Source organism: Methylobacterium thuringiense, from assembly GCF_022179645.1.
GTDB classification, from domain to species: Bacteria; Pseudomonadota; Alphaproteobacteria; order Rhizobiales; family Beijerinckiaceae; genus Methylobacterium; species Methylobacterium thuringiense.
Genome location: NZ_BPRA01000019.1, coordinates 36,816 through 60,321, shown reverse-complemented (window position 1 = coordinate 60,321; position 23,506 = coordinate 36,816). Strand labels below are relative to the sequence as shown.

Here is a 23,506-nt window from a genome sequence, read left to right as displayed (position 1 = left end):
AAACCAGATCAACCAGCCAGACCCAAAGCGGAGGCGCTGATTAATGCGCCGCCAAAATCGTGTCAAGTAGGAAAATTCGAAGTCAGAATTCTCCGTCTCAACTAAAGATCCAGACCAATCCGGTTTCCCGAGATAGAGCCTAGATCCCTTCCAGTAGACCCTCGAAACCGAAGCCATGTTGGCTGCCAGTCTCGAAGCTGAGGAGCCGTCTAAAGATCCTCGAAGCCCCTGTCAACTCGAAAATTCAGCGGACCGAAGTTTTCAGAAGACCGGAAGATCGTAACGTCTCGGTTTCCCAGATAAAGCCACAATCCTTACTGGTAGATCTTCGAAACAAGAGCCTGTCGGCCGCCAATCTCGAAGTGGAGGCGCCGTTTAGAGCGCCTCGAAAACCCTGTCAACTCGAAAATCCGGCGAACCGCATTTTCGGAACCGACATCTCTGCCCCAAAAGATCGACGGATCGCCGCCCGGCGTAAGCCGGGGCAAGCTCTCCGATAATCTCTCGGAAGAAACGGACCGAAGATCCGCATCCAGAGCACGCACTCCACAACCAACAAAACAGAAAGCATCGCCCGGATCGCTCCAAGTTCTGCTTTCAGATCTGATCGAGAAGTCCGTCGGTGCAGCCAGCCTTACGAGGCGCCGCACCGGGAGGAGCCCTATAGAAAGCGTCGATCGGCCTGTCAATCGGAACGCTGCACCGCTTCGTCCGACCTCCGCCGGAGATCGCCCCTCGGCGCAGGACTGCGCGGGTGGCCATTCGGCAGCGGACGGCGACCGATGAATGCCCCCCATGCGTTCGCCGACGGCATCCCCCCGATCTCCGACCGAAGCGGCTCGGTGTCGGCCGCCGTGTTCGAGCGCGTTTCGAGCGGGATCGGGGCCGACTCTAACCCGGCGCGAGTCCGAGGATCGAGCCCAGCGGCACGATCAGCGTGGCGCCGACGTAAAAGCCGTCCTTCGAGCGGTTGGGCGTGTAGGGGTTCCAGAACGAATTGCCGTTCACGAGGTACTGAACCACCGGTTCGAAGAAGATGCCCTTGCCGAGCGCCAGATGCGCGTTCGCCTCGAAGACCAGCTTGTCGCGGGAATAGGCGCCGCCCGGACCGCCGGAGACGAGGTTGGCGTCGCCGAGGAACTGCGCGTAATCGGCCGCGATGCGCTGCCAGTTGACCTTGACGCCGTAGCGATCGAGGGGCCGGGACTGGTCAGGCGATTGCAGGGTGAGGCCGGCGAAGGCGTTCCAGCGGATCGGGATGGTCGGGTCCGGGGCGTAGGCCAGGCTGGTATAGGCCTGGATCGAGGTGGGGTTCAGGTTGGCCGCGTCGGCCCCGTCGTCGGCCCTCCAGACCACCTGGGAGGCGGTGAGGATCACGCCCGAGGTCCCCGAACGCTGCAGCACAGGATCCGCCGGATTGAGGGCCTTCGAGCGGCCGAAGACCGTCTTGAAGTTATCCTCGTGGTCGGCCGTGTTGTAGAAGCCTGTCAGCGCGACGCGGCCGGGATAGGCTTGGCTTGCGAAGGTGGTGGAGCGGCCGATCTCGGCGAGCACCAGGGCGCCGTTCAGCGGCTCGTGGCCGAAATCGTAGCCGGAGGAGAAGTTGGCGCGCCCCGTCACCGCGAAGGCGCCAGCCTGGATGTAGTCCTCGGGCGAGATCTTGTAGGCGGCGTTGGCCCCCCAGACGCCGTAGAGCGGCGAGGTCACGCCGGCATTGATCTGCAGGATGTCCTGGAAGCAGCTGACGCTCGATTGGCAGGGCGGCAGGGCATAGTAGCGGTTCGGATGGGTGCGCCCGACCTCGATGGCGAGCCGGTCGTCGAGCAGGCGCTGCTCGTAGGTCAGGATCGAGAGCCGGGCGAAGTCGCGGTTGAAGGTCGGCTGGTAGCCCACCGTGGTATCGCCCACGTCGCCGTCCATATTGCGGTTGTTCCAGCGCAGGCTGAAGAAGGTCTGCGCGAAGTGGAAGTAGCCGCCCTTGATGCCGGCGATGGTGTTCAGGTCGGCATCGAGGCTGAGCACGTTGTAGGTCGAGTTCGAGAGCTGCCCAGGCCGCAGGCCGGCGCTCGGGTTCGAGAAGAAGTACTCGTAGACGTTGACGTCGAAGCTCAGGCCCGCCGTCGCGAGAGACGCCGCGTAGGGGGCAAGCGGCCCGTGCCACTTCGCCGTGCCGTCCGGCGCGACGCCGATCGCCCCCGCATCGGTGCGCGGGCCGGCCTCTCCGGTGAAGGTCTCGACGGCGCTCGGCGCCTGAGCCTGGGCGGCGTCGATCGCCGGCGGCAGCGTGCAGGCGAGGCAGCTGCCCATCAGCGCGGCCAGCAGGCGGCGCATGCTCGTCCCTGTCGAAGCTTCGGTCGGGGTCGCGGGGTCGATCATGACGTCTGGTCTCGTCTCGGCTGGTCGTTCGGGCATGCGGCGGCGTTCGACCGGCGCGGGCGCATGGTCGTGGAATTTCGAGAACATCATCGGGCGCGCAGGTTGCGACACGCCAGGCAATCAAGTCTGGGGCGTGTACAATTCTGAGATCTAAACGCGATGTCCGCCTCTCTGCGTGAACAGATCAGCTCGGCCGTCTTGTATTTATTCGATCAAAGTCGAACCGCGTCAATGAATTGCAATCCTGTATTTGCCGCGGAATCCGGAAGATGCTTTCGCAAGGTCTACCGGCCGGAGAAGAGCGCCGTCCGGGGCGGTCACGCCGCCGTGAGGGCGGGCGCCGCCCCGAGGCCGAGATAGAACGCCCTGACGTCGTCCCGCGCGCGCAGCTCCGCCGCCGTCCCCTCCAGCACGCTGCGGCCGTTCTCCAGCACCACGGCGCGGTCGGCATGGCGTAGCGCCACGGTGACGTTCTGCTCGGCGAGCAACAGGGTCAGGCGCTCGTCGCGGTTGAGCCGGGCGAGGGTCGAAAAGATCTCGGCCACGATCTTCGGGGCGAGCCCCATCGAGGGCTCGTCGAGGACGAGCAGACGCGGGCGGCCCATCAGCGCGCGGCCGATGGCGACCATCTGTTGCTCGCCTCCCGAGATCAGCCCGGCCAGCGCCCGCCGCTTCTCGACGAGGCGCGGAAAGACCGAAAAGATCCGGTCCAGGTCGGCGCGGATCGCGGCACGGCCCGAGCCTCGCCCGAGGCCGCCGGTGACGAGGTTTTCCTCGACGCTCAGCGCGCGGAAACAGTGCCGCCCCTCCAGCACGCCGACGAGCCCAGCCCGCACCAGGGCGTCGGTGGGCGTGCGGGCGACATCGAGGCCGTCGTAGACGATGCGCCCGGCGGTGACCTGCCCACGCTCGGCGGGCAGGAGGTTCGAGACGGCTTTGAGCACCGTGGTCTTGCCGGCACCGTTGGAGCCGACGAGCGCCACGATCTCCCCCGCGCCGACCGTCAGGTCGACGCCCACGAGCGCGCGCACGGCACCGCCGTAGCGCGCCTCGAGCCCCTCGACGCGCAGAAGCGGTGTCGCGGTCACTGGCCGACGGCCGGAGCCTGGCTCGCAGCCTCCTCCTTGGCGCAGTCGCGCGGGGTGAGGCCGTGCTCCTTGGCGTAGGTCGCCGAGGACGCCTCGATGATCGGGCGCAGGGTCGCCCAGTCGGGCGCGATCCAGTCGGAGACGACGCTCCACTTCGCCCCGTCCCATTGCTGGAAAGTGACGCGGCCCTCGCCCTCGTGGTTGGCGCAGGTGACGTTGATCGAGTGGAACAGCCCCTTGGCGCCGAGCGCGGCGACGCGGGCCTCGTCGAGGCGCAGATGCTCGAAGCCCCAGCGCACCTCGTCGCCGGTGAGCGTGCGCTTGCCGAATTTCTCCTGCGCCGCCCGCACCGCCTCGACGTTGAGAATGCCGTTCACGATGCCGAGGTTGTGATAGACGCTGCCGATGCGTTTCCGGTCGGCGAGGTTACCGGTGCCGGCACCGTAGACGGTCTTCGTCACCTCCTGCAGCACCGGATACTCGGCGCCGGAGGCCTGGGTCGTGATCGCGACGTAGCCTTTGGCGGCCTCGCCCGCCGGAATCACGTCCTCCTCGGAATTCGACCAGACGTTGCCGACGATGCGGTTGGCCGGAAACCCCGTTTTTTGCGCGGTCTTCAGCGCCACCGGGTTCATCACGCCCCAGCCGCGCAGCACGACGTAGTCGGGCTTCAGGCGGCGGATGGTGAGCCACTGCGATTGCTGCTCGTTGCCGGGATGCGGCACCTCGATCTGCTCGACCTTGAAGCCGTACTTCTTGGCGAGCAGCTCGTAGATCGGGATCGTCTCCTTGCCGTAGGGCGAGCCGTGAAAAAGTACCGCGATGGTCTTGCCCTTGAGTTTTTCGAGGCCGCCTTCGCGGGAGGCCAAGTATTCGACGATCCCGGACGTCTCGCTGTAGGGGTTGAGCAGCAGCGGGAAGACGTAGGGAAAGACCCGGCCGTCGGTGGAATCGGTGCGGCCGTGGTTGATCGTGATCAGCGGGACCTTGTCCTTGGTGATCCGGTCGATCATCGCGTAGGCGATGCCCACCGAGAGCGGATTCCAGGCTGCGATCCCGGGCCGGGACTTCAGCCGCTCGTAGACCTCGACGCCGCGCTCGACCTCGTACTGGGTCTCGCCCTCGCTCCAGGTGAGCTTCACGCCGTTCACGCCGCCGTCGCGGGTGTTGATCAGGTTCAGGTAGTCGATGAAGCCGCCGAAGAAGCCGGTGCCGCCGGCCGCGTAGGGCCCGACGCGATAGCTCTGCAGCGGGAAGTGCTGCTCGTCGGCATTCGCCGCGCCAGTGAGGGCGAGGAGCGCCGTGCCTGCGACGAGCGCGGAGCGCAGGCGGATCTTGAGCGTGGGCATGGGGTGTCCTTCGGTTCGTCGTTCGGGAAATACGAAACGGTCAGTCGGCGCGGCGCAGGCAGCGCACGGCGCGGTCGAGGAGCGCGGCTAGGCCGGCGGGCTCGCGGATCAGGAAGGCGACGATCAGGGTGCCGAGCGCGATGCGCTGACACATCTCCAGCGTGCCGGAATCGAAGCCGTCGCCGAGGACAGCCGCGCCGAACCGCGACAGCAGCAGCGGCAGGACGACGATCAGCCCCGCGCCGAGGAAGGCGCCCCGCAGGGTACCGAGGCCGCCGATGATGACGATGAACAGGATCTGGAAGGAGCGATCGAGGTTGAACCCCGCCGGCTCCACCGTGCGCAGGTAGGCGAAGGCCCAGAGCACGCCTGCGACGCCGACCACGAAGGAGGACAGCGCGAAGGCCAGGAGCTTCGTGCGCGCCACCTTCACGCCGATGACGCGGGCGGCGGTCTCGTTGTCGCGCACGGCGACGAAGCTGCGGCCGGTGGGCGAGGTGACGAGGCGCCAGGCCAGGAACGTCAGCAGCGCGACCACGGTGAGCGAGAACAGGTAGCGTCCGCGGGCATCCTCGAAGGAGAGGCCGGCGATGACGAGGGGCGGCGCGGAGATCACGCCGGACGGGCTGTCGTTGGAGATCCAGGCGAAGCGGTTCAGCACCCAGCCGACGAAGAACTGCACCGCCAGCGTCGAGACCGCAAGGTAGAAGCCGCGCAGCCGCAGGGCCGGCAATCCGGCTGCCAGCCCGGCAGTGGCCGCGACGAGGCCGGCCAGCACGATCGTCACCGGCAGCGGCAGGAAGGGCAGCCGCAGCGACAGGTTGAAGGCGGCGTAAGCCCCCAGAGCCATGAAGGCGGAGGATCCGAGGGAGAGTTGGCCGGCATAGCCGGTGAGCAGGTTGAGCCCGAGGGCCGCGAGCGACAGCGCCAGGAACGGCGTGAGGATCGCCTCGTAGAGGTAGCTGGTGCCGACGAGGGGCACGATGCCGTAGGCGAGGACGAGCAGGAGCGCGATGCCGACGGCGTTCGCGGAAGGCCGCAAAACGGTTTTGGCGAGGGGGGCGGAGGTCGCGGCCATGGCGCTCAGACCCGCTCGACGCTGCGCACGCCGAACAGCCCGGACGGCCTCACGAGCAGAAAGCCCAGCGCCGCGACATAGGCGATCCAGCCCTCGATACCGCCGCCGATGAACGGCCCGAGATAGACCTCGGATAGCTTTTCGACCGCGCCGACGATCAGCCCGGCGACGATGGCGCCGAGGATCGAATCGAAGCCGCCGAGCACGAGCACCGGCAGCGCCTTCAGCACCACCAAAGACAGCGAGAACTGCACACCGAGGCGCGCGCCCCAGAGCAGCCCGGCGACCAGGGCGACGATGCCCGAGGCGATCCAGACCGCGGCCCAGATCCGGGGCAGGCGTAGGCCCGTGTTGAGCGCGGCCAGCGGATCGTCGGCCACCGCGCGGAAGGCGAGGCCGGTGCGGGTGTAGCGGAAGAACAGACTGAGCACCGCCACCATCAGGCCGGCGACGGCCGCCGCGAACAGGTCGAAACGGCTGACGAACACCCCGGCGATGTCGATCGGCGTGTCGTCGATGCCGAGATCGAGCCCGTGCACCTGCGTGCCCCAGGCGAGTTGGGCCGCGCCCTCGATGACGTAGGCGACACCCAGCGTCGCCATGAACAGGGTGATCGGCGGCTGGTTGACCAGCGGGCGCAGCACCGCCCGCTCGATGGTGAGCCCGAGCAGCACCATCACGCCGAGGGTCGCCACGAAGGCGCCGGCGAAGGGCACGCCCCGTTCGGTCAGGCTGACGAAGGTCAGCGCTGCGAAGAGCAGCATCGCCCCTTGGGCGAAGTTGAGAACGCCGGAGGTCTTGTAGATCAGCACGAAGCCGATCGCGACGAGGGCGTACATCACCCCCGAGAGCAGGCCGCCGACGAGCACCTCGACGAGAAAGGCGAGATCCGGGCTCACGCGGCCTCCTCATCGAAGGCGAGGCCGAGATAGGCGGCGATGACGGCCGGGTCGGCCTGGATTTCGGCCGGCGTGCCGGAGGCGATGCGGCGGCCGTGGTCGAGCACGGTGATGCGGTCCGACAGGCTCATCACCACGCCGATATCGTGCTCGATCAGCACGATGGTGGCGCCGGAGGCCCGCGCCGCACGGATGGTGCCGCTCATCCGCTGCTTCTCGGTGGCCGTCATCCCGGCCATGGGCTCGTCGAGCAGGAGGAGCCGCGGGCTCGCCACCAGGGCGCGGGCGAGCTCGACCCGCTTCTGCACGCCGTAGGGCAGCGTGCCGGCGAGGCGGTCGCGAACATCCGAGAGATCGAGGAAGCCGATCACCGCCTCCGCCCGCTCCCGTTGCGCACGCGCCTCGCGCCGCGCCGTCGGCAGGCCGAGGATCTGCGCCGCCAGCCCGGCAGATTGGCTGTCGACCAGTCCGGCCGTCACCGTGTCGAGGACGGTCAGCCCCTTGAACAAGGCGAGGTTCTGGAAAGTGCGCGCCACGCCGAGCCGGGCCAGCCGTTTCGTGGGCACACGGGTGAAGCGGTCGTCACCGATCCGGATCGCCCCGGAATCCAGGGTGTAGAGGCCGCTGATCGCATTGATGAGCGAAGACTTGCCCGCCCCGTTCGGCCCGATGACGGCGTGGATCTCACCTACGCCCACCGACAGGTCCACGCGGTCGAGGGCGACCGTGCCGCCGAAGCTGAGCGACAGAGCCTCGACGGCAAGCAACGGAGCCCCTCGCCCGGCGATCCGGGCCTGCGCCTGTCGAGGCGATGCCACGCGAGCGGAGCGAGACCGATCCGACGGGGACGGCCGAACGGCGATATTCATGATCGGAGCGGCACTTCTCAGGCCAAGTCTTCACGATCACGCCGCAGCAGGACGACACGGCAGCTCAAGACTTGGATTCTACTCGGACAAGACGCACAACAAGAACGCGCCAACATCGATAGATTTATAACTGTAAGAACTCGCGTGTCAAAAGAACGCCAAACTATATTTCCAGCAACCGAGCAATTTTCGTTTCCTGGCACGGATGATCGGCAGCGTCATTCTGCCAAGCTTGCATCGGCGCCGAGCGAGGGCGCTTTCCGGAGCCGCGTCGCCCGCAAGCCCGTAAGGCCGGCGCTTGCGGGCCCAGATGCTCGGCAGACCCTCTGGGTCGAGGCCGCATGAACGAAGATCTCTCGAAGGCGACAGGGCTTCGTTCTCGTCGATGCCGACAGGCGGCGCGACGTGCTCGGCAACCTCTCCGGCCCGCCGGCAGCGACAACAGGGATCGGGAGTCGCCGGCATTTGCCGCTGTTCAGGCCGCACGTCTTGGGCAGCCTCGATCAGGAGACCGAACGCATCGCCGAGCGCACGCCGCCCGATACGACAGCAGGACGCAATATCCCGCGGCGGCCCGCGTAACTTCTTGATTTTTCTGGAAAATTGATGGCGGAGACGGAGGGATTCGAACCCTCGATACCCTTATTAGGGGTATGCTCATTTAGCAAACGAGTGCCTTCAGCCTCTCGGCCACGTCTCCGTTGATACCGGCTCTAGAAGCTCGCATTGGGCGGGTCAACCCGCTTCGCGGAGGTCGGAGCGCTGCGGGCGGTCACGCGGCGCTCGTAGTGCTTGGCGACGCGCAGGTGCCGGGAGATCGCGTAGTTCATCGCGGTCAGGAAACCGTAGACGCCGCGGACGCAATGGCGCCGGCCGAAATACGCCTTGAGGAAGTTGCCCGGCAGCTCGACGAAGACCCGCCAGGCCGGGATTTCGATGCCGCGCGCGGCGAGGTCGTCCGCCTGCTGGTCGGAATAGCGGTTGAGCTTGTCGAGCTGGTCGCCGAGGGAGCGCACCGAGAAATGGTGGATCACCCCCGCGAGCCGGCCTTCGGAGGCGCCGGGCTGCATCTCGACGCGGTCGTGCACCGTGGACGGCGAGTAGCGGCCGCGATCCTTGCGGTAGAGCCGGACGGGGGTCAGCGTGTAGGCCCACGGATGCGGCCGGGACTCGCCCGGAAAGATCTCGGCGATGCCGATCCTCCAGGCCGGATGAACGGGTTCGCCGCCGGCAAACAGGGCGCGGATCCTCTCGGCGAGATCCGGCGGCACGACCTCGTCGGCGTCGAGGTTCAACAGCCAGACGTGGCGGCTCTGTTCTTCGGCGAAGCGCTTCTGGGGGCCGTAACCCGGCCAGGCATTGTGGATCACCCGGGCGCCGAGGGATGCGGCGAGTTCCTGCGTGCCGTCGGTGGAGCCGGAATCGACCACGACGAGGTCGTCGGTCAGGTCCCGCACCGCACGGATCGTCGCGCCGATGCGGTCGGCCTCGTTCCGGGCGATGATGAAGACGGAGAGCGGGAGCGCGGACATTCTTCTTCAAGCTGCTGCGCCGCCTGCTCTATCCGCCGGGCGTCCCGCGAACAAGCTGGTGGCCTCCGCCCTGCCGGCAGCCGTGACAGGGGAGTCTTTCAGCGATCGCCCCGGCACGCGCGCATGCGCTTCGCCGCTCGTGCAGCGCACGGCCTTCGGAGCGTCGGCTTCGGAGGCCGGTCACGATTGGGTCTCGGCGAGGCGCTTGCGCTGAACCTTGCCGTTGGCGGTGCGCGGCAGCGCGTCGAGGAAGCGGATTTCGCGCGGGGTCTTGTAGGCGGCGAGCCGCTCGCCGCACCATGCGATCAGCGCGGGGGCGTCCGGTACGGCGCCGGGCCGCGGCACGACGAAGGCCGCGATCACCCTGACGTCGGCGCGCACCGCAAGCTCGGTGACGCCGACCTCGGCGATGTCGGGATGCTCGGCCAGCACCGCCTCGACCTCGTTCGGCGAGACCCGGTAGCCCATGGCGTTCATCAGGTCGTCGTTGCGGCCGTGAAACCAGAGGTAGCCGTCGGCATCGAGGCTGGCGAGATCACCGCCGGTGAACCAGTCGCCGCGTAGAACCGTGGCCTCCTCGTCGGGGCGGTTCCAGTAGCCGAGCATCAGGCCGGGCTCGGAGCGGTGGATGGCGAGCAGGCCTGTCTCGCCCTGCGGCAGCGGCTCGGGATCGCCCTCGGCGGGCAGGATCGCGACGCGGCGGCCGGGCTGCGGCCGGCCCGGCGAGCCGGGGCGCACGGGAATCGTCGGGCCGCTCGACACGTAGGTCGAGATCTCGCTCATCCCGAGCGCCTCGTAGAGCGGTGTCCGGGTGGTTGCCGTCCAGGCTTCGAGCAGGTCCGGCGGCAGGGCCTCCCCGGCGGTGACGCCGTGGCGCAACCGCGAAAGATCATGCTGCGACAGGTCGGCGTATTTGAGGATCTGGCGGTAGACGCTCGGCACGGCGGCGAAGATCGTGGCGCCGTGGGCCGCGATCAGGCCGGGCCAGATCCCCCGCTCGCGCGGACCGTTGTAGATCACGGCGGTCGCACCGCAGGCCCAGGGGTCGGTGATGCCGACGCCGAGCGTGTAGGTCCAGTTCATGGCGCCGGCATGCAGCATCACGTCGCCCTCGTTCAAGCCGAGCCAGTGCGCGTGCATCGGCCGGCGGCCCCAGATCGCGCGATGCGCGTGCAGCACGCCCTTCGGCGAGCCGGAGGTGCCGGAGGTGTAGACCAGCGTCGCGGGATCGTCGGCGGCGGTGTCGGCATACTCGGCCACCGGCTCTCCGGACTTCATCTCGGCGATTTTTTCGGAGTCGAGAACGATGCGGTCGCCGAGGCGGTCACGGTCGAGAGCGGCGTCGCGGCCGGCCACGACGACGGAGGCGCCGGAATCCTCCATCAGGAAGGCCGCCTCCGCGGGCGTCAGCTGGGATGAGGACGGCAGCGCCACGAGCCCGGCGGCGAGCGCCCCGAAATAGACCAGGACGTAATCGGCCTCGTTCCCCATGCGGATCATGACCCGTGCGCCGGGCTCCAGGCCGAGACGAGCGAAGCCGGCGGCGATGCCGCGGATTGCACGGTCGGCCTCGGCGTAGGTGATCCGGGTGACGTCGTCGCCGGCACCAACCATCACCAGCGCGGTCTTGCCGGGCCGGAGCCGGGCGTTGTCCGCAAGGCAGTGGCGGCCGGCATTGAAGCGCCGTGGCGGCGTGCGGTCGTCGGCGGCGGACACGGGGGGCATGGCTCCGTTGGCTCGGGCGGATCGCTGCTGGTGTCAGACGCGTCGCGGCGAGCGTCAAGCCGTCGGCGGCGAGGCTCGGCGTCACGATCGCCGGGCGCGTCTTCGCCGCCGGGGTAGCGCTTGCCTTGCCCGTTGCGCTTGCGGTGATTGCGGCATCGCCCGAGGACGCGTTCGCGCGGATCGAGGCATCGCTCGGCGGCCGTGGAGAGCGCCGGAGCAGCGCAACACGGCTATCCTCGATACGGCTCGGACGATCGCTGGCGCGCTAACAGGATCGCGGACCCCGATTCGCTGAGCCCATCGCCATGCGTCGGGCTCGACCGGGACCGCAACCGTCTCATCGAACAATCTCGAGATCAATGAGACGGTGCAACCTTCGATTTACAGCGTGGTTCTTATCACGGGTTAAATCGCGCGCCGCTGGGCAACGCTATGAGGCGCACCGAGATGAACGGACGGCCGTCAGCATGGACAACCCCCTAGTCCGAAAGCTTCAGCGCTTTGCACGGCTGTCGTCCGAAGACAGGCAGGCTCTCAACGAAGCCGCGCGACTGAACGTCCGCAGGATCGGGTCTCGCGAAGACATCATCCGAGAAGGCGAGAGTCCGGATCAAGTGAACCTGATCCTGTCGGGCTGGGCCTGCCGCTACAAGCAGCTCGAGGATGGCCGCCGGCAGATCATCGCGTTCTTTCTCCCCGGCGACCTTTGCGACACCCATGTCTTCGTCATGCGGGAGATGGATCACTCGATCGGTACGCTCAGCGCCGTGACTGTCGCCGAAATCAATCGGGACGCACTCACGGCGATCACCGAACTGCATCCGCGCATCACACAGGCGCTGTGGTGGGAAATGCTGGTGGCCACCGCCGTCCAGCGGGAATGGACCGTCAATATCGGCCAGCGCACGGCGACGGAGCGGCTCGGCCACCTTTTCTGCGAACTGTTCCTCCGCATGCGGGCCGTCGACCTCACGGACGGTAACTCCTGCGAATTGCCGGTGACGCAGGTCGATCTCGCCGACGCCCTCGGGCTGTCGAACGTCCACGTGAACCGGGTGCTGCAGGAGTTGCGAGCGAACGGCCTCCTCACCCTGCGCGGACGCCAGCTGACGATTCCCGATCTCGCGGCACTTAAGGCTGCATCGCTGTTTAATCCGAATTATCTTCATCTCGATCACGTCGGCCGGCATCTGGACGCCAACGAGGATTAACCGCCGGGTCTGGACGTCGATGTCGAAGTTGGTTCAGGGGGCGCTGAAGGGAATCGTGCTCACCGCTCACCGCGACGACGACAGGCCGGCTTCATGGCCGTTCTGCACCGGAGCGATGGCCGACGGCATTCGCGACCACGACTGGTCCGCGACGCCGCTCGGTACGATCGCCCAGTGGCCTGCGGCCCTGACCTTCGCAGCTGCGGACATCCTCGAATCCCGCTTCGCGAGTCTCGTCGCCTGGGGACCGGAGCGCATCGGTCTCTACAACGATGCCTTCATCCCAATCATCGGCGACCGTCCGAACCCGCTCGGGCTGCCCTTCGATACCGCTTGGGCGGATATCTGGAGTTCCATCGGCGACGTCTACGAAAGCGCCTTCGCGGGGACGTCGAGCTACTTCGAGGACCTGCCGCTCCACGTGCCGCGGCCGGGCCTGCCGGACCTGTCCTGGTGGACCTTTTCCTACGCGCCGATCCGCGACGAGACCGGCCGGATCGGCGGCGTCCGGGCGACCATCCTGGAGACGACGGCGCGGGTGCAGCTCGAACGCCGGCGGGCACTCCTGATCCGGCTCGGCGATGCCCTGCGCGGACTGAACGATGTCGTCGAGATCGCAGCCGCCACCTGCGCGGAACTCGGCCGCCACCTCGGCGCCGACCGGGTCGGCTATGCCGAGATCGACGCGGATGCCGGTATCGCACGGGTCGGCCGCGGCTGGACGTCGGACGAAGTCCCGGGTCGAGCCGGCAGCTATGCGCTCGACGCGTTCGGACCTGCCCTGATCCGCCACCTTTCGTCGGGGAAGACCGGCAGCGTCGCCGACGTCGCCAGGGATCCACTGACCGCCGGCAGCACCATCTATACTCGCCTGGAGATCGGTGCGTTCCTCGTCGTGCCGCTGGTCCGCAACGGACGTTGGGTCACCGCCTTGAGCGTCGCGACGGCGGGGCCGCACGCCTGGGCGCCGGACGAAGCGGCGATCGTCGCCGCCGTCGCCGAGAGAACCTGGGAGGCGCTGGAACGGGCGCGGGTGGAAGCGTCGCTGCGCGAGAGCGGCCGGCGCCTCGACGCCGCGCTGGCGGCCGCACGCATGGTCGCCTGGGACTGGGATCCCGCCGCCGACAAGATCACCCTTTCGGGCACCATCGAGGACCTGTTCGGCTTGGAGCGGGGCGACGAAGTCGGCAGCAGCCTCGACGGCTTCGGCCACATCCATCCGGACGACCGGGACCGCCACCGTGCGACGGTCTCGGCAGCCGGAGCGCGCCGCGAGAGCTACGAGAGCGAATTTCGCATCGTCCGTCCGTGCGACGGCAAGACGGCATGGCTCGAGGAACGCGCCCAGCCGCGAACCGATCCGGTGACCGGCGAGACTCGGCTGACCGGGCTCGTCTGGGACGTCACGGAACGCAAGAGCGCCGAGATCGCCAGCGAAACGGCGCGGCGGGAGGTCGCCGACGAACTCGCAGTGCTGACGCGGCTGCACGACTGGGCCGTGCGCGTCGCGCAGCCATCGGAATGGCAATCCCTCCTCGACGAGATGCTGGCCGCCACGGTGCACCTGCTGCATGCGGATTTCGGGACGATCCGGATCTACGATCCGGGCGAGGAGACCCTGACCATCACCGCGCAGACCGGCTGCGCCGCGGACTATCTCGACCGGTTCGGCGTGGCGTCGGCCCGTGACCGGAGCTCGATCTGGCATCGGCCGATGACGCTCGGCATACGGGTGATCTACGACGAGATGGACAGCGACCCCGCGCAGCGTGACCTGCGCGCGGCGGCGTCCGAGTTCCGCTTCCGGGCGGTCCAGGTCACGCCGCTGTTCGATCGGAACGGCGCGCCCATCGGCGCCCTGTCGACCGGCTTCTTCAGGCTGCACCGGCCGACGGACCGGGAATGGCGTCTCGTCGATCTCTACGGGGCCCAGATCGCCGACGCGCTCGGCGCGAAGCTGGCGCGCGATGCCGTCGCTGCCAGCGAGCAGCGGCAGCGACGGCTGATCGAGAACGTGCCGCAACTCGTCTGGCGCTCGGCCTGGGACGGCCACGCCACGTGGCACAGCCCGCAATGGTTCGCCTATACCGGCCACAGCCGCGAGGACAGCCTCGACCGCGGCTGGCTCAACGCCATGCATCCCGACGACCGCCCGGCGATCTTGAAGGCGTGGGCGCAGGCCAGGAAGCGCGGCGCCTACGAAGTCGAATGCCGGATCTGGAACGCGCAGGAGGGGCGTTACCGCTGGTTCCAGGAGAGGGCCGTCCCGGAGCAGCTCGGGGACACCGCCGACGTCGAGTGGATCGGCACCTCGACCGACATCGATGCGCTACGCACGCTCCACGAGCACCAGCGCACCCTGCTCACCGAGCTGCAGCACCGGGTGCGCCATACCCTGTCGCAGCTGCGCGCCATCGTCCGCCGAACCGCCGAGACCCGGGACGACTTCGACGGATACGTGCTCAGGCTCGACAGCCGGCTCGGCGCCCTCGCCCGAGCCCAGGGTCCGGCGCTCCGCGATCCCAACGCCGGCGTCGAGCTGTCCGAACTCGTCGCCAACGAGCTCACCGCCCACCATGCACGGGAGGGCGACCGGGCATCGGTCTCCGGTCCGCCGCTGCGCCTGCGTCCGGGCGCCGCCGACATCCTGGCGCTGGCGCTGCACGAACTCGCGATCAACGCCGTCGAGCACGGCGCGCTCTCCCGCCAGCGCGGGCGGATCCGGGTATCCTGGCAGATCGAGGACGGCACCGTCGATCCGTGCCTGCACTTCGCCTGGACGGAAACCGGCTGCGCCCTGCCGGAGGATCGAGGACCGGTGCGCGAGGGTTTCGGCTTCTCCTTCCTGAAGCGCACGCTCGCGGACGAGTTCAAGGCAACCACCGTCATCGCCCTCGCGCCGCGCGGCCTCGCCTGCACCATCGTCTTGCCGCTCACCGGGCGGGTCGTGCTGCCCTGACGCCAGCGCAGGGCTCGCAAGCCTCGACGGCCGGCGGGAGCGCCACAGGTTCAGCGCATCCGGCGGCCGCGCTCCGACCATGATGGCCGCTCCCAACCGGAGACCACCATGACCGATGCCAACGGCGTGCCCCGCCTCTCGCTGAACGACGGCCATACGATCCCGCAGCTCGGCTTCGGCGTCTACCAACTGCCGGATGCCGAGGCGCCGAGGATCGTCGGGGCGGCGCTCGACGCCGGCTACCGCTCGATCGATACGGCGGCGATCTACGGCAACGAGGCCGGCGTCGGCCGGGCGCTACGCGAAACCGCCATCCCCCGCGACGCGGTCTTCGTGACGACGAAACTCTGGAACGACCGCCAGGGCTACGAAAGCACGCTGACTGCCTTCGACGAGAGCCTCGAACGGCTCGGCCTGGAGAGCGTCGACCTCTACCTGATCCACTGGCCATGCCCGCAGAAGGATCTCTACATCGACACCTGGCGGGCGCTGGCACGGCTGAAGCAGGAAGGCCGCGCCCGTTCGGTCGGCGTTTCGAACTTCACTGCCGCGCATCTGGAGCGTGCCATCGGCGAGACCGGCGTGACGCCGGCCGTGAACCAGATCGAGTTGCACCCGCATTTCCAGCAACGGGCGCTCCGTGAAGTCCATGCGCGCCTCGGCATCGTCACCGAGTCCTGGAGCCCGCTCGGGCAGGCCAAGGCCCTGAACGACCCGGTGCTCACCGGGATCGCCGAGCGTCACGGGCGCAGCCCCGCCCAGATCGTGTTGCGCTGGCACGTCGAGAACGGCCTCGTGGCCATTCCGAAATCGGCGACGCCCTCCCGCATCGCGGAGAACCTGTCCGTGTTCGACTTTTCGTTGAGCGCAGAGGACCGGGCGGCGATCGACGCACTCGACCGGCAGGATGGACGGATCGGCCCCGATCCGGCGAGCTTCAGCTGACGCCGGATCCCGGTGACGGCAGCGCCTCGGGCGGGCGCGGCAGGGCCGTGCCGCCCTTGCGTTCGAGCAGGCCGGGGGGCGGCACCGGCGCATCGATGGTGCAGACCACGCCGCCGGGCTCGTAGAGCAGCGCGACCTCGCCCTCCAGTTCGCGGGCGAGGCTGCGCTCGATCAGGCGCGAACCGAAGCCGGTGCGGGTCGGACGCTTCACCGGAGGACCGCCGCTCTCGCTCCAGCGCAGGCCGAGGCGCAGCTCGGCGCCCCGCGTCACGGTCCAGGAGATGCGGACCCTGCCGCCTTCGTTGGACAGGGCGCCGTACTTCACGGCGTTGGTGCCGAGTTCGTGAAGAGCCATGGCGATCGAGAGAGCGAGGCGCGGCGGCAGCCGCAGGGGCGGACCCGAGACGGAGAAGCGCGAGGTCTTCGCCCCGCCGTCCAGGGGCCGGATCGCGTCGGCGACCACGGCTCCCATCTCGGCGCCCTCCCAGTTCTCGCGGGTGAGGACGTCGTGGACGCGGGCGAGGGCCAGCAGGCGATTCTCGAACCCGGCGCGGGCGGCTTCCGCCTCCTCGCCTTCGAGGCCGCGCAGGGATTGCAACGCGATCGACTGGACCGTGGCGAGCGTGTTCTTCACGCGGTGGTTCAGCTCGTTGATGAGCAGCATGAGATGCTCCTCGGCGCGCTTGGCATCGGTGATGTCGATGTTGCAGCCCGTGAACCCGAGGAAGCCGCCGGTCTCGTCGAGACGCGGCACCCCCTCGCAGCGCAGCCAGCGCACGCCACCGCCGCGGTCGATCACGCGCATCTCGGCCTTGAACGGCTGGCGGTGCTCGACGGCCTCCTCGAACAGCGCGGAGAAGCCGGGCAGATCCGGCGGGTGGATGATCTTGTGCCAGCCGTCGCCCGACATTTCCGCATAGGGCCGCCCGAAGAGCTGGTCGAAATGCATGTTGGCGAAGACGATCTCGCCGTTCTCGTCGGTCATCCAGATCAGCGCCGGCGCGGAATCAGCGACGAGCCGGAAGCGCGCCTCGCTCTCGCGCAGGGCCGAGAGGCCGCGCTGGGTGTCGGCGAGCGCCCGGTCGCGCTCGTCGCTGCGCGTACGCAGGCGCAGGGAGGCGTCGGCCAGCACGTCGCCGAGGCGGCGGATCTCATGGATCGGCGAGGAGATGCGCGGGATCGCCTGGCCTCGCGACAGGGCCGGCCCCGTCGCGGCGAGCTGGCGCAGCGGCCGCGAGACCCGCGACCAGAGATGCACCGCCAGTGCCGACGAGGTCGCCAGGACGAGCAGCCCGAACCCGCCGAAGGCCCAGATCCAGCGGCGCAGGCGCGCTTCGACGAGATGCTGGGGGATGCTGGCCGCCACCGTCCAGCCGCTGAAGCGCGAGCGTTCCTCGACCACGGTGACCGGCTTGAAGGCCCGGTCCTTGCCCTCCCAGACGCCACCGGTCTCGGTGGTGCGCTGGCGCAGGGTCGCGAGCCGTGGGCGGCCGACGACGCCCGCGAGCTCCGGCACCCGCGACATCACGATGCCGTCGCGGTCGGACACGCCGGTCGCCCAGCCGTGGACGTGGTCGCGACTGAGGATCGCGTCGAGCCGGCTCACCGGCACCGAATAGCTCAGGATGAACTTCACCCCGGTGTCGAGCTTGACCGCCACGGCGATGGCGTAGTTCGCGGCCGAGGGGTCCGCGGCTCCGAGATAGCCGGTGACGACGGAGCGCTGCACGCCGCCGGCGATCTCCTCGTCGAAGGGCATCGGGGTGACCGGCAGGGGCGAGCCGGGCTTCAGGGCCGTGTTGACGACCTGCTGGCCGTCGGGCCGGCGCAGGACGATATCGAGGCCGATCGTATCCCGCACGAGGCGCGCCTGCGCGTCGAAGCTGTCGAACTCGCCGTTGCGCAGCCGCGGCGACGTCGCGAGCGTCTGGAGCCCGGCGACGAGTCCGGCGGTGTCGCGCTCGATCGCGAGGGAGATGCCGCGCACGTTCTCGCGGGCATCCTGTTCGAAGCGCGCGCGCTCGGTCGCGGCGTAGCGGGCCAGGAGGATCGCTGTGAAGATCAGGCCCGGCCCGATCAGCGCGATCACGAACATGATCAGGTAGAACTGCGTGGAGAAGCCGCGCTCGTCGAGGCGGGCGAGAACGCGCCTGACCACCGACCGCCGCCTGTCGCGGGACCGCTGGCCGCTCGCCGGTGCCCCGGTTTCAGGTCGCATGCCGTGCATCACCGCCGACTCTCATCGCCGAGCGCGCCTTCACGCCCGATCCTGCCCGTCGCTTGCCGCCCCGGCCGCGCTCGCGCCGTCGACATGACCGAGGTCGCGGCCCGGATCGATGCGGTCGCGCACACGCTGCTTGAGTGCCTTGACGTCCGGAAAGCCGCCATCGCGCACCCGCTCCCAGACCGTCTCGCCGTCCACAACGATGGCGAAGGCGCCCCCTCGCCCCGGGACGAGGGCCACCTCGCCGAGGCTGTCGCCGAAGGTCGACAACAGCTCCTGCGCCATCCAGCCTGCCCGCAGGAGCCAGCGGCACTGCGTACAGTAGGTGATCGCGACCCGAGGCTTCGCGATGCCGGAGGAAGGCTCTTCCATGCCGGCACAGCGCTACCAACCGGCCCGGCTTGTCAACCGGGACGGAAGGCGAAGGAACCGCATCCGCGCCCTTTCCCCGGAAGGGGTGCGTTCCCATGTCATGCTTGACTATTCGATCGTCGTGCCGGTTCGGCCGGCGGCGTCCGGGACCAGCCTTCAGGGAGATCGTCGATGCATCAGGGTTCGGTGTTCGCAAGCCCGCCGCGGTCCACCGTGGCCGCGCGCGTCGTCGGTGCGCTGCTGGCGATGCTCTTCGCCACCTGCCTTTCGGGTTGCGGCGCGATCAACCGGGTGCCGACCCTGGAGGAGCAGGCCAAGTCCTCCTGGAGCCAGGTCCAGAACCAGTACCAGCGCCGGGCCGACCTGATCCCGAACCTCGTCGAGACGGTGAAGGGCTACGCCAAGCAGGAACAGGACACCCTGACCAAGGTCGTCGAGGCGCGGGCCAAGGCGACGAGCGTTCAGGTCGACGCCTCCACCGTCAGCGACCCCGAGAAGTTCAAGCAGTTCCAGGACTCGCAGAACCAGCTTTCGGGCGCGCTCGGCCGCCTGCTCGCCACCGTCGAGGCCTATCCCGATCTGAAGTCGAACCAGAACTTCCTGGCGCTTCAATCGCAGCTCGAAGGCACCGAGAACCGCATCACCGTGGCGCGGCAGGACTATATCGGCGCGGTCCGAGCCTACAACACCGAGATCCGCACCATTCCGGGCCGCTGGATCGCGTCGTTCTTCTATCCCGATGCGAAGCCGATGGAGACCTTCACTGCGACGCCGAATTCCGAAAAGCCGCCGAACGTGAAGTTCTAGGCCGGCCCGGTTCGTGCGCATGCGCCGGATCGCGGTCCAGGGGTTGCGGCGCGTCCTCATCGCTCCGCTCGCCCTACTGCTGTTCGTCCTCTGCGCCGGCCTCGTCCAGGCGGCCGAGCCGGAGTTTCCGCCGCTCGACGGGCGGGTGACGGACGCGGCGGGCGTGCTCCCGCCTGAAATCCGCGAGCGGATCACCGGAAAGCTCAAGGCGCACGAGGATAAGAGCGGCGACCAGCTCGTCGTGGCCACCGTGCCGAGCCTGCAGGGGCTCACCGTCGAGGAGTACGCCAACCGGCTGTTCCGGGCGTGGAAGCTCGGCGAGACCAAGCGCAACAACGGCGCGCTGCTCCTCGTCGCCCCGACCAACCGCAAGGTCCGCATCGAGGTCGGCTACGGATTGGAAGGCGCGATCACCGACGCGGTCTCCAAGGCCATCATCACGACAGCGATCATCCCGAAGTTCAAGCAGGGCGACATCCCCGGCGGCATTGAGGCCGGAGCCGATGCGATCCTCTCGATCATGGCGGGCGATGCCGAGCAGTGGCAGCGGCGCGCGCCCGTACGAAGCGACTCGGTGAACGGCATCGAGGTCGTGTTCTGGATCGTGCTGATCCTGTTCCTCATCGTCATCGTCTGGCGCATGAACGGCGGCGGCGGCCCAGGCGGGCGCAGGCGGGGACGCGGAGGCATGGTCGTTTTTCCGATGCCCTCCTCCGGTGGCTGGAGCGGCGGATTCTCGGGCGGCGGAGGCGGGTTCTCGGATGGCGGGTTCTCGGGCGGCGGCGGGTCGTCCGGCGGTGGAGGTGCTTCCGGTGACTGGTAGCCCCTGCCCTCCCCTTACCCGCGACGAGCGCGCTGCCATCGCGGTCGCCATCGCGCGGGCGGAATCCGCCACGAGCGGCGAGATCGTGGTCATCGTCGCCGCCCGCTCCGGTCTCTACCGCTCGGCGGCGCCCGTCCTCGCGCTGTTCGCCGGGCTCGCTGCGCCCTGGCCGCTGATCGGGTTCACGACGCTGTCCGCCGCGACGATCGCCGCGATCCAGGCGGCGGTGGCGCTGGCGGCGCTGCTCGTCGGGCTCGACCCGCGCCTGCGCATCCGACTGGTGCCGCCCGCGATCCGCCGGGACCGTGTGCGGGAGGCCGCCTGCCGCGAGTTCGGCGCCCGCGGCCTCATCGGAACGCAGGCACGCACCGGCGTGCTGATCTATCTGGCTCTCGCCGAACACCACGCCGAGATCGTCGCCGACGCGGCCGTTCGCGCGCGCGTCTCGGACGCGACCTGGACCGCCATCCTCAGCGATCTCGCGACGGCGGCGGGGCGGGGCGAGCTCGGCCCCGGCCTCGTCGTCGCCGTCGCGCGCGTCGGCGCCGTGCTGGCCGTAGAACTGCCCGCCGGGCCGAACCGGAACGAGCTGCCAAACCGCGTCATCGTGCTGGATTGAATCGGCTGTTCGCATCTGTGCCCGTGAGGCGCACGGGCAACTGGAATTCTTTTGCAGACCGGTTAGAACGACAGTGGAGGCCGACTGAATCAAGAATTCGGCCCAACTGGGAGAGGCGTCGATGGACGCGGTACGGAAGCACGGGCCCTGGGCCCTGGTCGGAGCCTTGGGCGCCGCAGCGCTCGCCATCGTGGCCACGCAGAGGGGCGAGTCGATCAACGCCCTCTGGATCGTGGTCGCCGCGGTCTGCGTCTATCTGATCGCCTACCGCTACTATTCGCTGTTCATCGCCGAGAAGGTGATGCAGCTCGATCCGAGCCGCCGGACGCCCGCGCACGTCCACAACGACGGGCTCGATTACGTCCCCACCAACAAGACCGTGCTGTTCGGCCACCACTTCGCGGCCATCGCCGGCGCGGGTCCCCTGGTCGGCCCGGTGCTCGCGGCGCAGATGGGCTACCTGCCGGGCATGCTCTGGATCCTGGCCGGCGTGGTCCTCGCCGGCGCGGTGCAGGACTTCATGATCCTGTTCATCTCGATGCGTCGCGACGGGCGCTCGCTCGGCGAGCTGATCCGGGCCGAACTCGGGGTGATCCCCGGCGTGATCGCGCTGTTCGGCACCTTCATGATCATGATCATCCTGCTCGCCGTTCTGGCACTGATCGTGGTCAAGGCACTCGCCGACAGCCCCTGGGGCTTTTTCACAGTCGCCTCCACCATCCCGATCGCCATGCTGATGGGCGTCTACGCGCGCTATATCCGGCCCGGTAAGGTCGGCGAGGTCTCGATCGTCGGCTTCGTGCTGCTGATGGCAGCCATCGTCTATGGCGGCCACATCGCAGAGGATCCGTACTGGCAGCCGTTCTTCACCTTCACCGGCACGCAGCTGACCTGGATGCTGATCGGCTACGGCTTCGTCGCCTCGATCCTGCCGGTCTGGCTGCTGCTCGCCCCGCGCGACTACCTCTCGACCTTCCTCAAGATCGGCACCATCGTCGGCCTTGCACTCGGCATCGCCGTGGTCGCGCCGCACATGAAGATGCCGGCGGTGACGAAGTTCGTCGACGGCACCGGCCCGGTCTGGGCGGGGACGCTGTTCCCGTTCCTGTTCATCACCATTGCCTGCGGCGCGGTCTCGGGCTTCCACGCCCTTATCTCGTCGGGCACGACGCCGAAGCTGATCGACAACGAGAGCCACGCCCGCTTCATCGGCTACGGCGGCATGCTCATGGAGAGCTTCGTCGCGATCATGGCCCTCGTCGCGGCGACCGTCATCGAGCCCGGCATCTACTTCACCATGAACTCCCCCGCCGCCCTCGTCGGCACCACGGCCGAGAGCGCGGCCGCCGCCGTGACCAAGTTCGATCCGGCCTTCGCGATCACGCCGGAGGCCATCACGCAGACCGCCAAGGACGTCGGCGAGACCACGATCATCTCGCGGGCCGGCGGCGCGCCGACCCTGGCCGTCGGCATGGCGCACATCATCTCCTCCGCCATCGGCGGCAAGGCGATGATGGCGTTCTGGTACCACTTCGCGATCCTATTCGAGGCGCTGTTCATCCTCACCGCGGTCGATGCCGGCACGCGGGCCGGGCGGTTCATGCTGCAGGATCTGCTCGGGCTGGTCGCACCCAGCTTCAAGAACACCAGCGCCTGGGCGCCGAGCATCCTGGCGACCGCACTCTGCGTCTCGGCCTGGGGCTACTTCCTCTACCAGGGCGTCACCGACCCGCTCGGCGGCATCAACACGCTTTGGCCGCTCTTCGGCATCTCGAACCAGATGCTCGCGGCGGTGGCGCTGACGCTCGCCACCGTGGTGATCTTCAAGATGAAGCGCCAGCGCTACGCCTTCGTCACGGTCATCCCGACCGTCTGGCTCTGCATCTGCACCCTGACGGCCGGCTGGCAGAAGATCTTCTCCGCCGACCCGAAGATCGGCTTCCTCGCCCAGGCGGACCGGTTCTCGAACGCCATCGCCGAGGGGAAGGTGCTGGGGCCGGCCAAGACCATCGACCAGATGCACCAGATCGTATTGAACAACCGCATCGACGCGGCGCTCGCCGTCCTGTTCGTCGGCCTCGTCGTCGCCATCGCCGTGTTCGGCATCATGGCTTGCGTCAAGGCCTACCGCGCCGACCGCTGGACGGCTCTCGAATCCGATCCGACGCTCGTCCCGGCGGAGTGAGAGGACGACCATGACGCCGTCGCAGGACCTCCGCACCCGGCTCAAGACCTTCGGGAAATGCGTCTGCGACGGCGCGCGCCTCATGGTGGGACAGGGCGATTACGGCGCCTACGTCGCCCACATCGCCAAGACCCATCCCGACCTGCCGCCGATGACCGAGCGCGAGTTTTTTCGCAACCGCGAGAACGCCCGCTTCGGCGTCGGCAACAAGAGCGGGTTTCGCTGCTGCTGACGGCTGCGGTCATGCAACCCCGAACGGCCCTCATGCCGGGGCTCGAGCGCCGCGAGCCTCCAAGCGCTGCCGGCCTTCTTCGGAAGGCGGCGTCACGCAGGGCGCCGATGTCTTATACCGTTTCCGCTTGAATCATTCGGCATGGCTCGCGCGTCTGCTCCACCTTTGGGGGAGGTGGCCGCGAAGCGGACGGAGAGGGCGGCGGTGTCGTTG

18 protein-coding genes and 1 tRNA gene are annotated in these 23,506 nt (G+C 68.5%); 8 read left to right on the top strand and 11 right to left on the bottom strand.

The annotated features are described in order from the left end of the window. Positions 1-891: 891 nt before the first annotated feature. From MFF07_RS18965 to MFF07_RS18925, 9 genes are all read right to left on the bottom strand, one after another. Positions 892-2,331, bottom strand: a complete 1,440-nt coding sequence (locus tag MFF07_RS18965; RefSeq protein WP_147816346.1) for a carbohydrate porin — start codon at positions 2,329-2,331, stop codon at positions 892-894. Between the two features lie 362 nt (positions 2,332-2,693). Next, positions 2,694-3,464, bottom strand: coding sequence for an ABC transporter ATP-binding protein (locus tag MFF07_RS18960; protein ID WP_147816267.1), 771 nt, complete (start codon positions 3,462-3,464; stop codon positions 2,694-2,696). Then, on the bottom strand, positions 3,461-4,813 hold the full coding sequence (locus tag MFF07_RS18955; RefSeq protein ID WP_147816269.1) for an ABC transporter substrate-binding protein: 1,353 nt from the start codon (positions 4,811-4,813) through the stop codon (positions 3,461-3,463). The genes MFF07_RS18960 and MFF07_RS18955 overlap by 4 nt, the downstream gene beginning before the upstream one ends. 40 nt (positions 4,814-4,853) lie before the next feature. Beyond that, the gene (locus MFF07_RS18950) at positions 4,854-5,891 is read right to left on the bottom strand and encodes a branched-chain amino acid ABC transporter permease (RefSeq protein ID WP_147816271.1); all 1,038 of its coding nucleotides are present in this window, start codon (positions 5,889-5,891) and stop codon (positions 4,854-4,856) included. Between the two features lie 5 nt (positions 5,892-5,896). Further along, entirely contained in the window at positions 5,897-6,790 is an 894-nt protein-coding gene (locus tag MFF07_RS18945; RefSeq protein ID WP_147816273.1) for a branched-chain amino acid ABC transporter permease, read from the bottom strand. Next, entirely contained in the window at positions 6,787-7,659 is an 873-nt protein-coding gene (locus tag MFF07_RS18940) for an ABC transporter ATP-binding protein (protein WP_147816274.1), read from the bottom strand. The genes MFF07_RS18945 and MFF07_RS18940 overlap by 4 nt, the downstream gene beginning before the upstream one ends. 607 nt (positions 7,660-8,266) lie before the next feature. Then, positions 8,267-8,359, bottom strand: a tRNA-Ser gene (locus MFF07_RS18935). Between the two features lie 13 nt (positions 8,360-8,372). After that, on the bottom strand, positions 8,373-9,191 hold the full coding sequence (locus MFF07_RS18930; protein WP_147816276.1) for a glycosyltransferase family 2 protein: 819 nt from the start codon (positions 9,189-9,191) through the stop codon (positions 8,373-8,375). Positions 9,192-9,371: 180 nt separating this feature from the next. After that, positions 9,372-10,916 (bottom strand): acetate--CoA ligase, encoded by a 1,545-nt coding sequence (locus MFF07_RS18925; protein ID WP_238232616.1) that lies wholly within the window; start codon positions 10,914-10,916, stop codon positions 9,372-9,374. A gap of 467 nt (positions 10,917-11,383) precedes the next feature. On the opposite strand from MFF07_RS18925, the gene MFF07_RS18920 reads away from it, so the two are divergent. The 3 genes from MFF07_RS18920 to MFF07_RS18910 all read left to right on the top strand — a co-directional run bounded on the left by MFF07_RS18920 (position 11,384) and on the right by MFF07_RS18910 (position 16,031). Then, the gene (locus tag MFF07_RS18920; protein ID WP_147816348.1) at positions 11,384-12,127 is read left to right on the top strand and encodes a Crp/Fnr family transcriptional regulator; all 744 of its coding nucleotides are present in this window, start codon (positions 11,384-11,386) and stop codon (positions 12,125-12,127) included. Positions 12,128-12,146: 19 nt separating this feature from the next. Then, on the top strand, positions 12,147-15,086 hold the full coding sequence (locus MFF07_RS18915; protein WP_147816278.1) for a PAS domain-containing protein: 2,940 nt from the start codon (positions 12,147-12,149) through the stop codon (positions 15,084-15,086). A 108-nt stretch (positions 15,087-15,194) separates the two neighbouring features. Beyond that, positions 15,195-16,031: an aldo/keto reductase gene (locus MFF07_RS18910; protein ID WP_147816280.1), complete on the top strand. Its 837-nt coding sequence runs from the start codon at positions 15,195-15,197 to the stop codon at positions 16,029-16,031. Here MFF07_RS18910 and MFF07_RS18905 read toward each other — a convergent pair. Together MFF07_RS18905 and MFF07_RS18900 are read right to left on the bottom strand one after the other, a co-directional pair. Then, the gene (locus MFF07_RS18905; protein WP_238232619.1) at positions 16,024-18,126 is read right to left on the bottom strand and encodes a sensor histidine kinase; all 2,103 of its coding nucleotides are present in this window, start codon (positions 18,124-18,126) and stop codon (positions 16,024-16,026) included. The genes MFF07_RS18910 and MFF07_RS18905 overlap by 8 nt on opposite strands. Positions 18,127-18,288: 162 nt before the next feature. Next, entirely contained in the window at positions 18,289-18,627 is a 339-nt protein-coding gene (locus tag MFF07_RS18900; RefSeq protein WP_147816284.1) for an Rdx family protein, read from the bottom strand. A gap of 171 nt (positions 18,628-18,798) precedes the next feature. Between MFF07_RS18900 and MFF07_RS18895 the strand changes: the two genes are divergently transcribed. From MFF07_RS18895 to MFF07_RS18875, 5 genes are all read left to right on the top strand, one after another. Beyond that, positions 18,799-19,434, top strand: a complete 636-nt coding sequence (locus MFF07_RS18895; RefSeq protein WP_147816286.1) for a LemA family protein — start codon at positions 18,799-18,801, stop codon at positions 19,432-19,434. A 19-nt stretch (positions 19,435-19,453) separates the two neighbouring features. Further along, a complete protein-coding gene (locus tag MFF07_RS18890; protein ID WP_147816288.1) occupies positions 19,454-20,257 on the top strand; it encodes a TPM domain-containing protein in 804 nt (267 codons plus the stop codon). Further along, positions 20,247-20,876: a TPM domain-containing protein gene (locus MFF07_RS18885; RefSeq protein WP_238232615.1), complete on the top strand. Its 630-nt coding sequence runs from the start codon at positions 20,247-20,249 to the stop codon at positions 20,874-20,876. Before MFF07_RS18890 ends, MFF07_RS18885 begins: the two co-directional genes overlap by 11 nt. 121 nt (positions 20,877-20,997) lie before the next feature. Beyond that, positions 20,998-23,061, top strand: a complete 2,064-nt coding sequence (locus MFF07_RS18880; protein ID WP_147816292.1) for a carbon starvation CstA family protein — start codon at positions 20,998-21,000, stop codon at positions 23,059-23,061. Between the two features lie 10 nt (positions 23,062-23,071). Beyond that, positions 23,072-23,293: a YbdD/YjiX family protein gene (locus MFF07_RS18875; RefSeq protein ID WP_147816294.1), complete on the top strand. Its 222-nt coding sequence runs from the start codon at positions 23,072-23,074 to the stop codon at positions 23,291-23,293. Positions 23,294-23,506: the final 213 nt, after the last annotated feature.

Excerpts from the sequence above, each read along its gene's own strand:
- MFF07_RS18900 (WP_147816284.1), bottom strand. The coding sequence starts at position 18,627 with ATGGAAGAGCCTTCCTCCGGCATCGCGAAGCCTCGGGTCGCGATCACC.
- MFF07_RS18880 (WP_147816292.1), top strand. The coding sequence starts at position 20,998 with ATGGACGCGGTACGGAAGCACGGGCCCTGGGCCCTGGTCGGAGCCTTG.
- MFF07_RS18955 (WP_147816269.1), bottom strand. The coding sequence starts at position 4,813 with ATGCCCACGCTCAAGATCCGCCTGCGCTCCGCGCTCGTCGCAGGCACG.
- MFF07_RS18965 (WP_147816346.1), bottom strand. The coding sequence starts at position 2,331 with ATGCGCCGCCTGCTGGCCGCGCTGATGGGCAGCTGCCTCGCCTGCACG.
- MFF07_RS18890 (WP_147816288.1), top strand. The coding sequence starts at position 19,454 with ATGCGCCGGATCGCGGTCCAGGGGTTGCGGCGCGTCCTCATCGCTCCG.
- MFF07_RS18930 (WP_147816276.1), bottom strand. The coding sequence starts at position 9,191 with ATGTCCGCGCTCCCGCTCTCCGTCTTCATCATCGCCCGGAACGAGGCC.
- MFF07_RS18875 (WP_147816294.1), top strand. The coding sequence starts at position 23,072 with ATGACGCCGTCGCAGGACCTCCGCACCCGGCTCAAGACCTTCGGGAAA.
- MFF07_RS18910 (WP_147816280.1), top strand. The coding sequence starts at position 15,195 with ATGACCGATGCCAACGGCGTGCCCCGCCTCTCGCTGAACGACGGCCAT.
- MFF07_RS18925 (WP_238232616.1), bottom strand. The coding sequence starts at position 10,916 with ATGCCCCCCGTGTCCGCCGCCGACGACCGCACGCCGCCACGGCGCTTC.
- MFF07_RS18915 (WP_147816278.1), top strand. The coding sequence starts at position 12,147 with ATGTCGAAGTTGGTTCAGGGGGCGCTGAAGGGAATCGTGCTCACCGCT.
- MFF07_RS18905 (WP_238232619.1), bottom strand. The coding sequence starts at position 18,126 with ATGTTCGTGATCGCGCTGATCGGGCCGGGCCTGATCTTCACAGCGATC.
- MFF07_RS18940 (WP_147816274.1), bottom strand. The coding sequence starts at position 7,659 with ATGAATATCGCCGTTCGGCCGTCCCCGTCGGATCGGTCTCGCTCCGCT.
- MFF07_RS18895 (WP_147816286.1), top strand. The coding sequence starts at position 18,799 with ATGCATCAGGGTTCGGTGTTCGCAAGCCCGCCGCGGTCCACCGTGGCC.
- MFF07_RS18920 (WP_147816348.1), top strand. The coding sequence starts at position 11,384 with ATGGACAACCCCCTAGTCCGAAAGCTTCAGCGCTTTGCACGGCTGTCG.
- MFF07_RS18950 (WP_147816271.1), bottom strand. The coding sequence starts at position 5,891 with ATGGCCGCGACCTCCGCCCCCCTCGCCAAAACCGTTTTGCGGCCTTCC.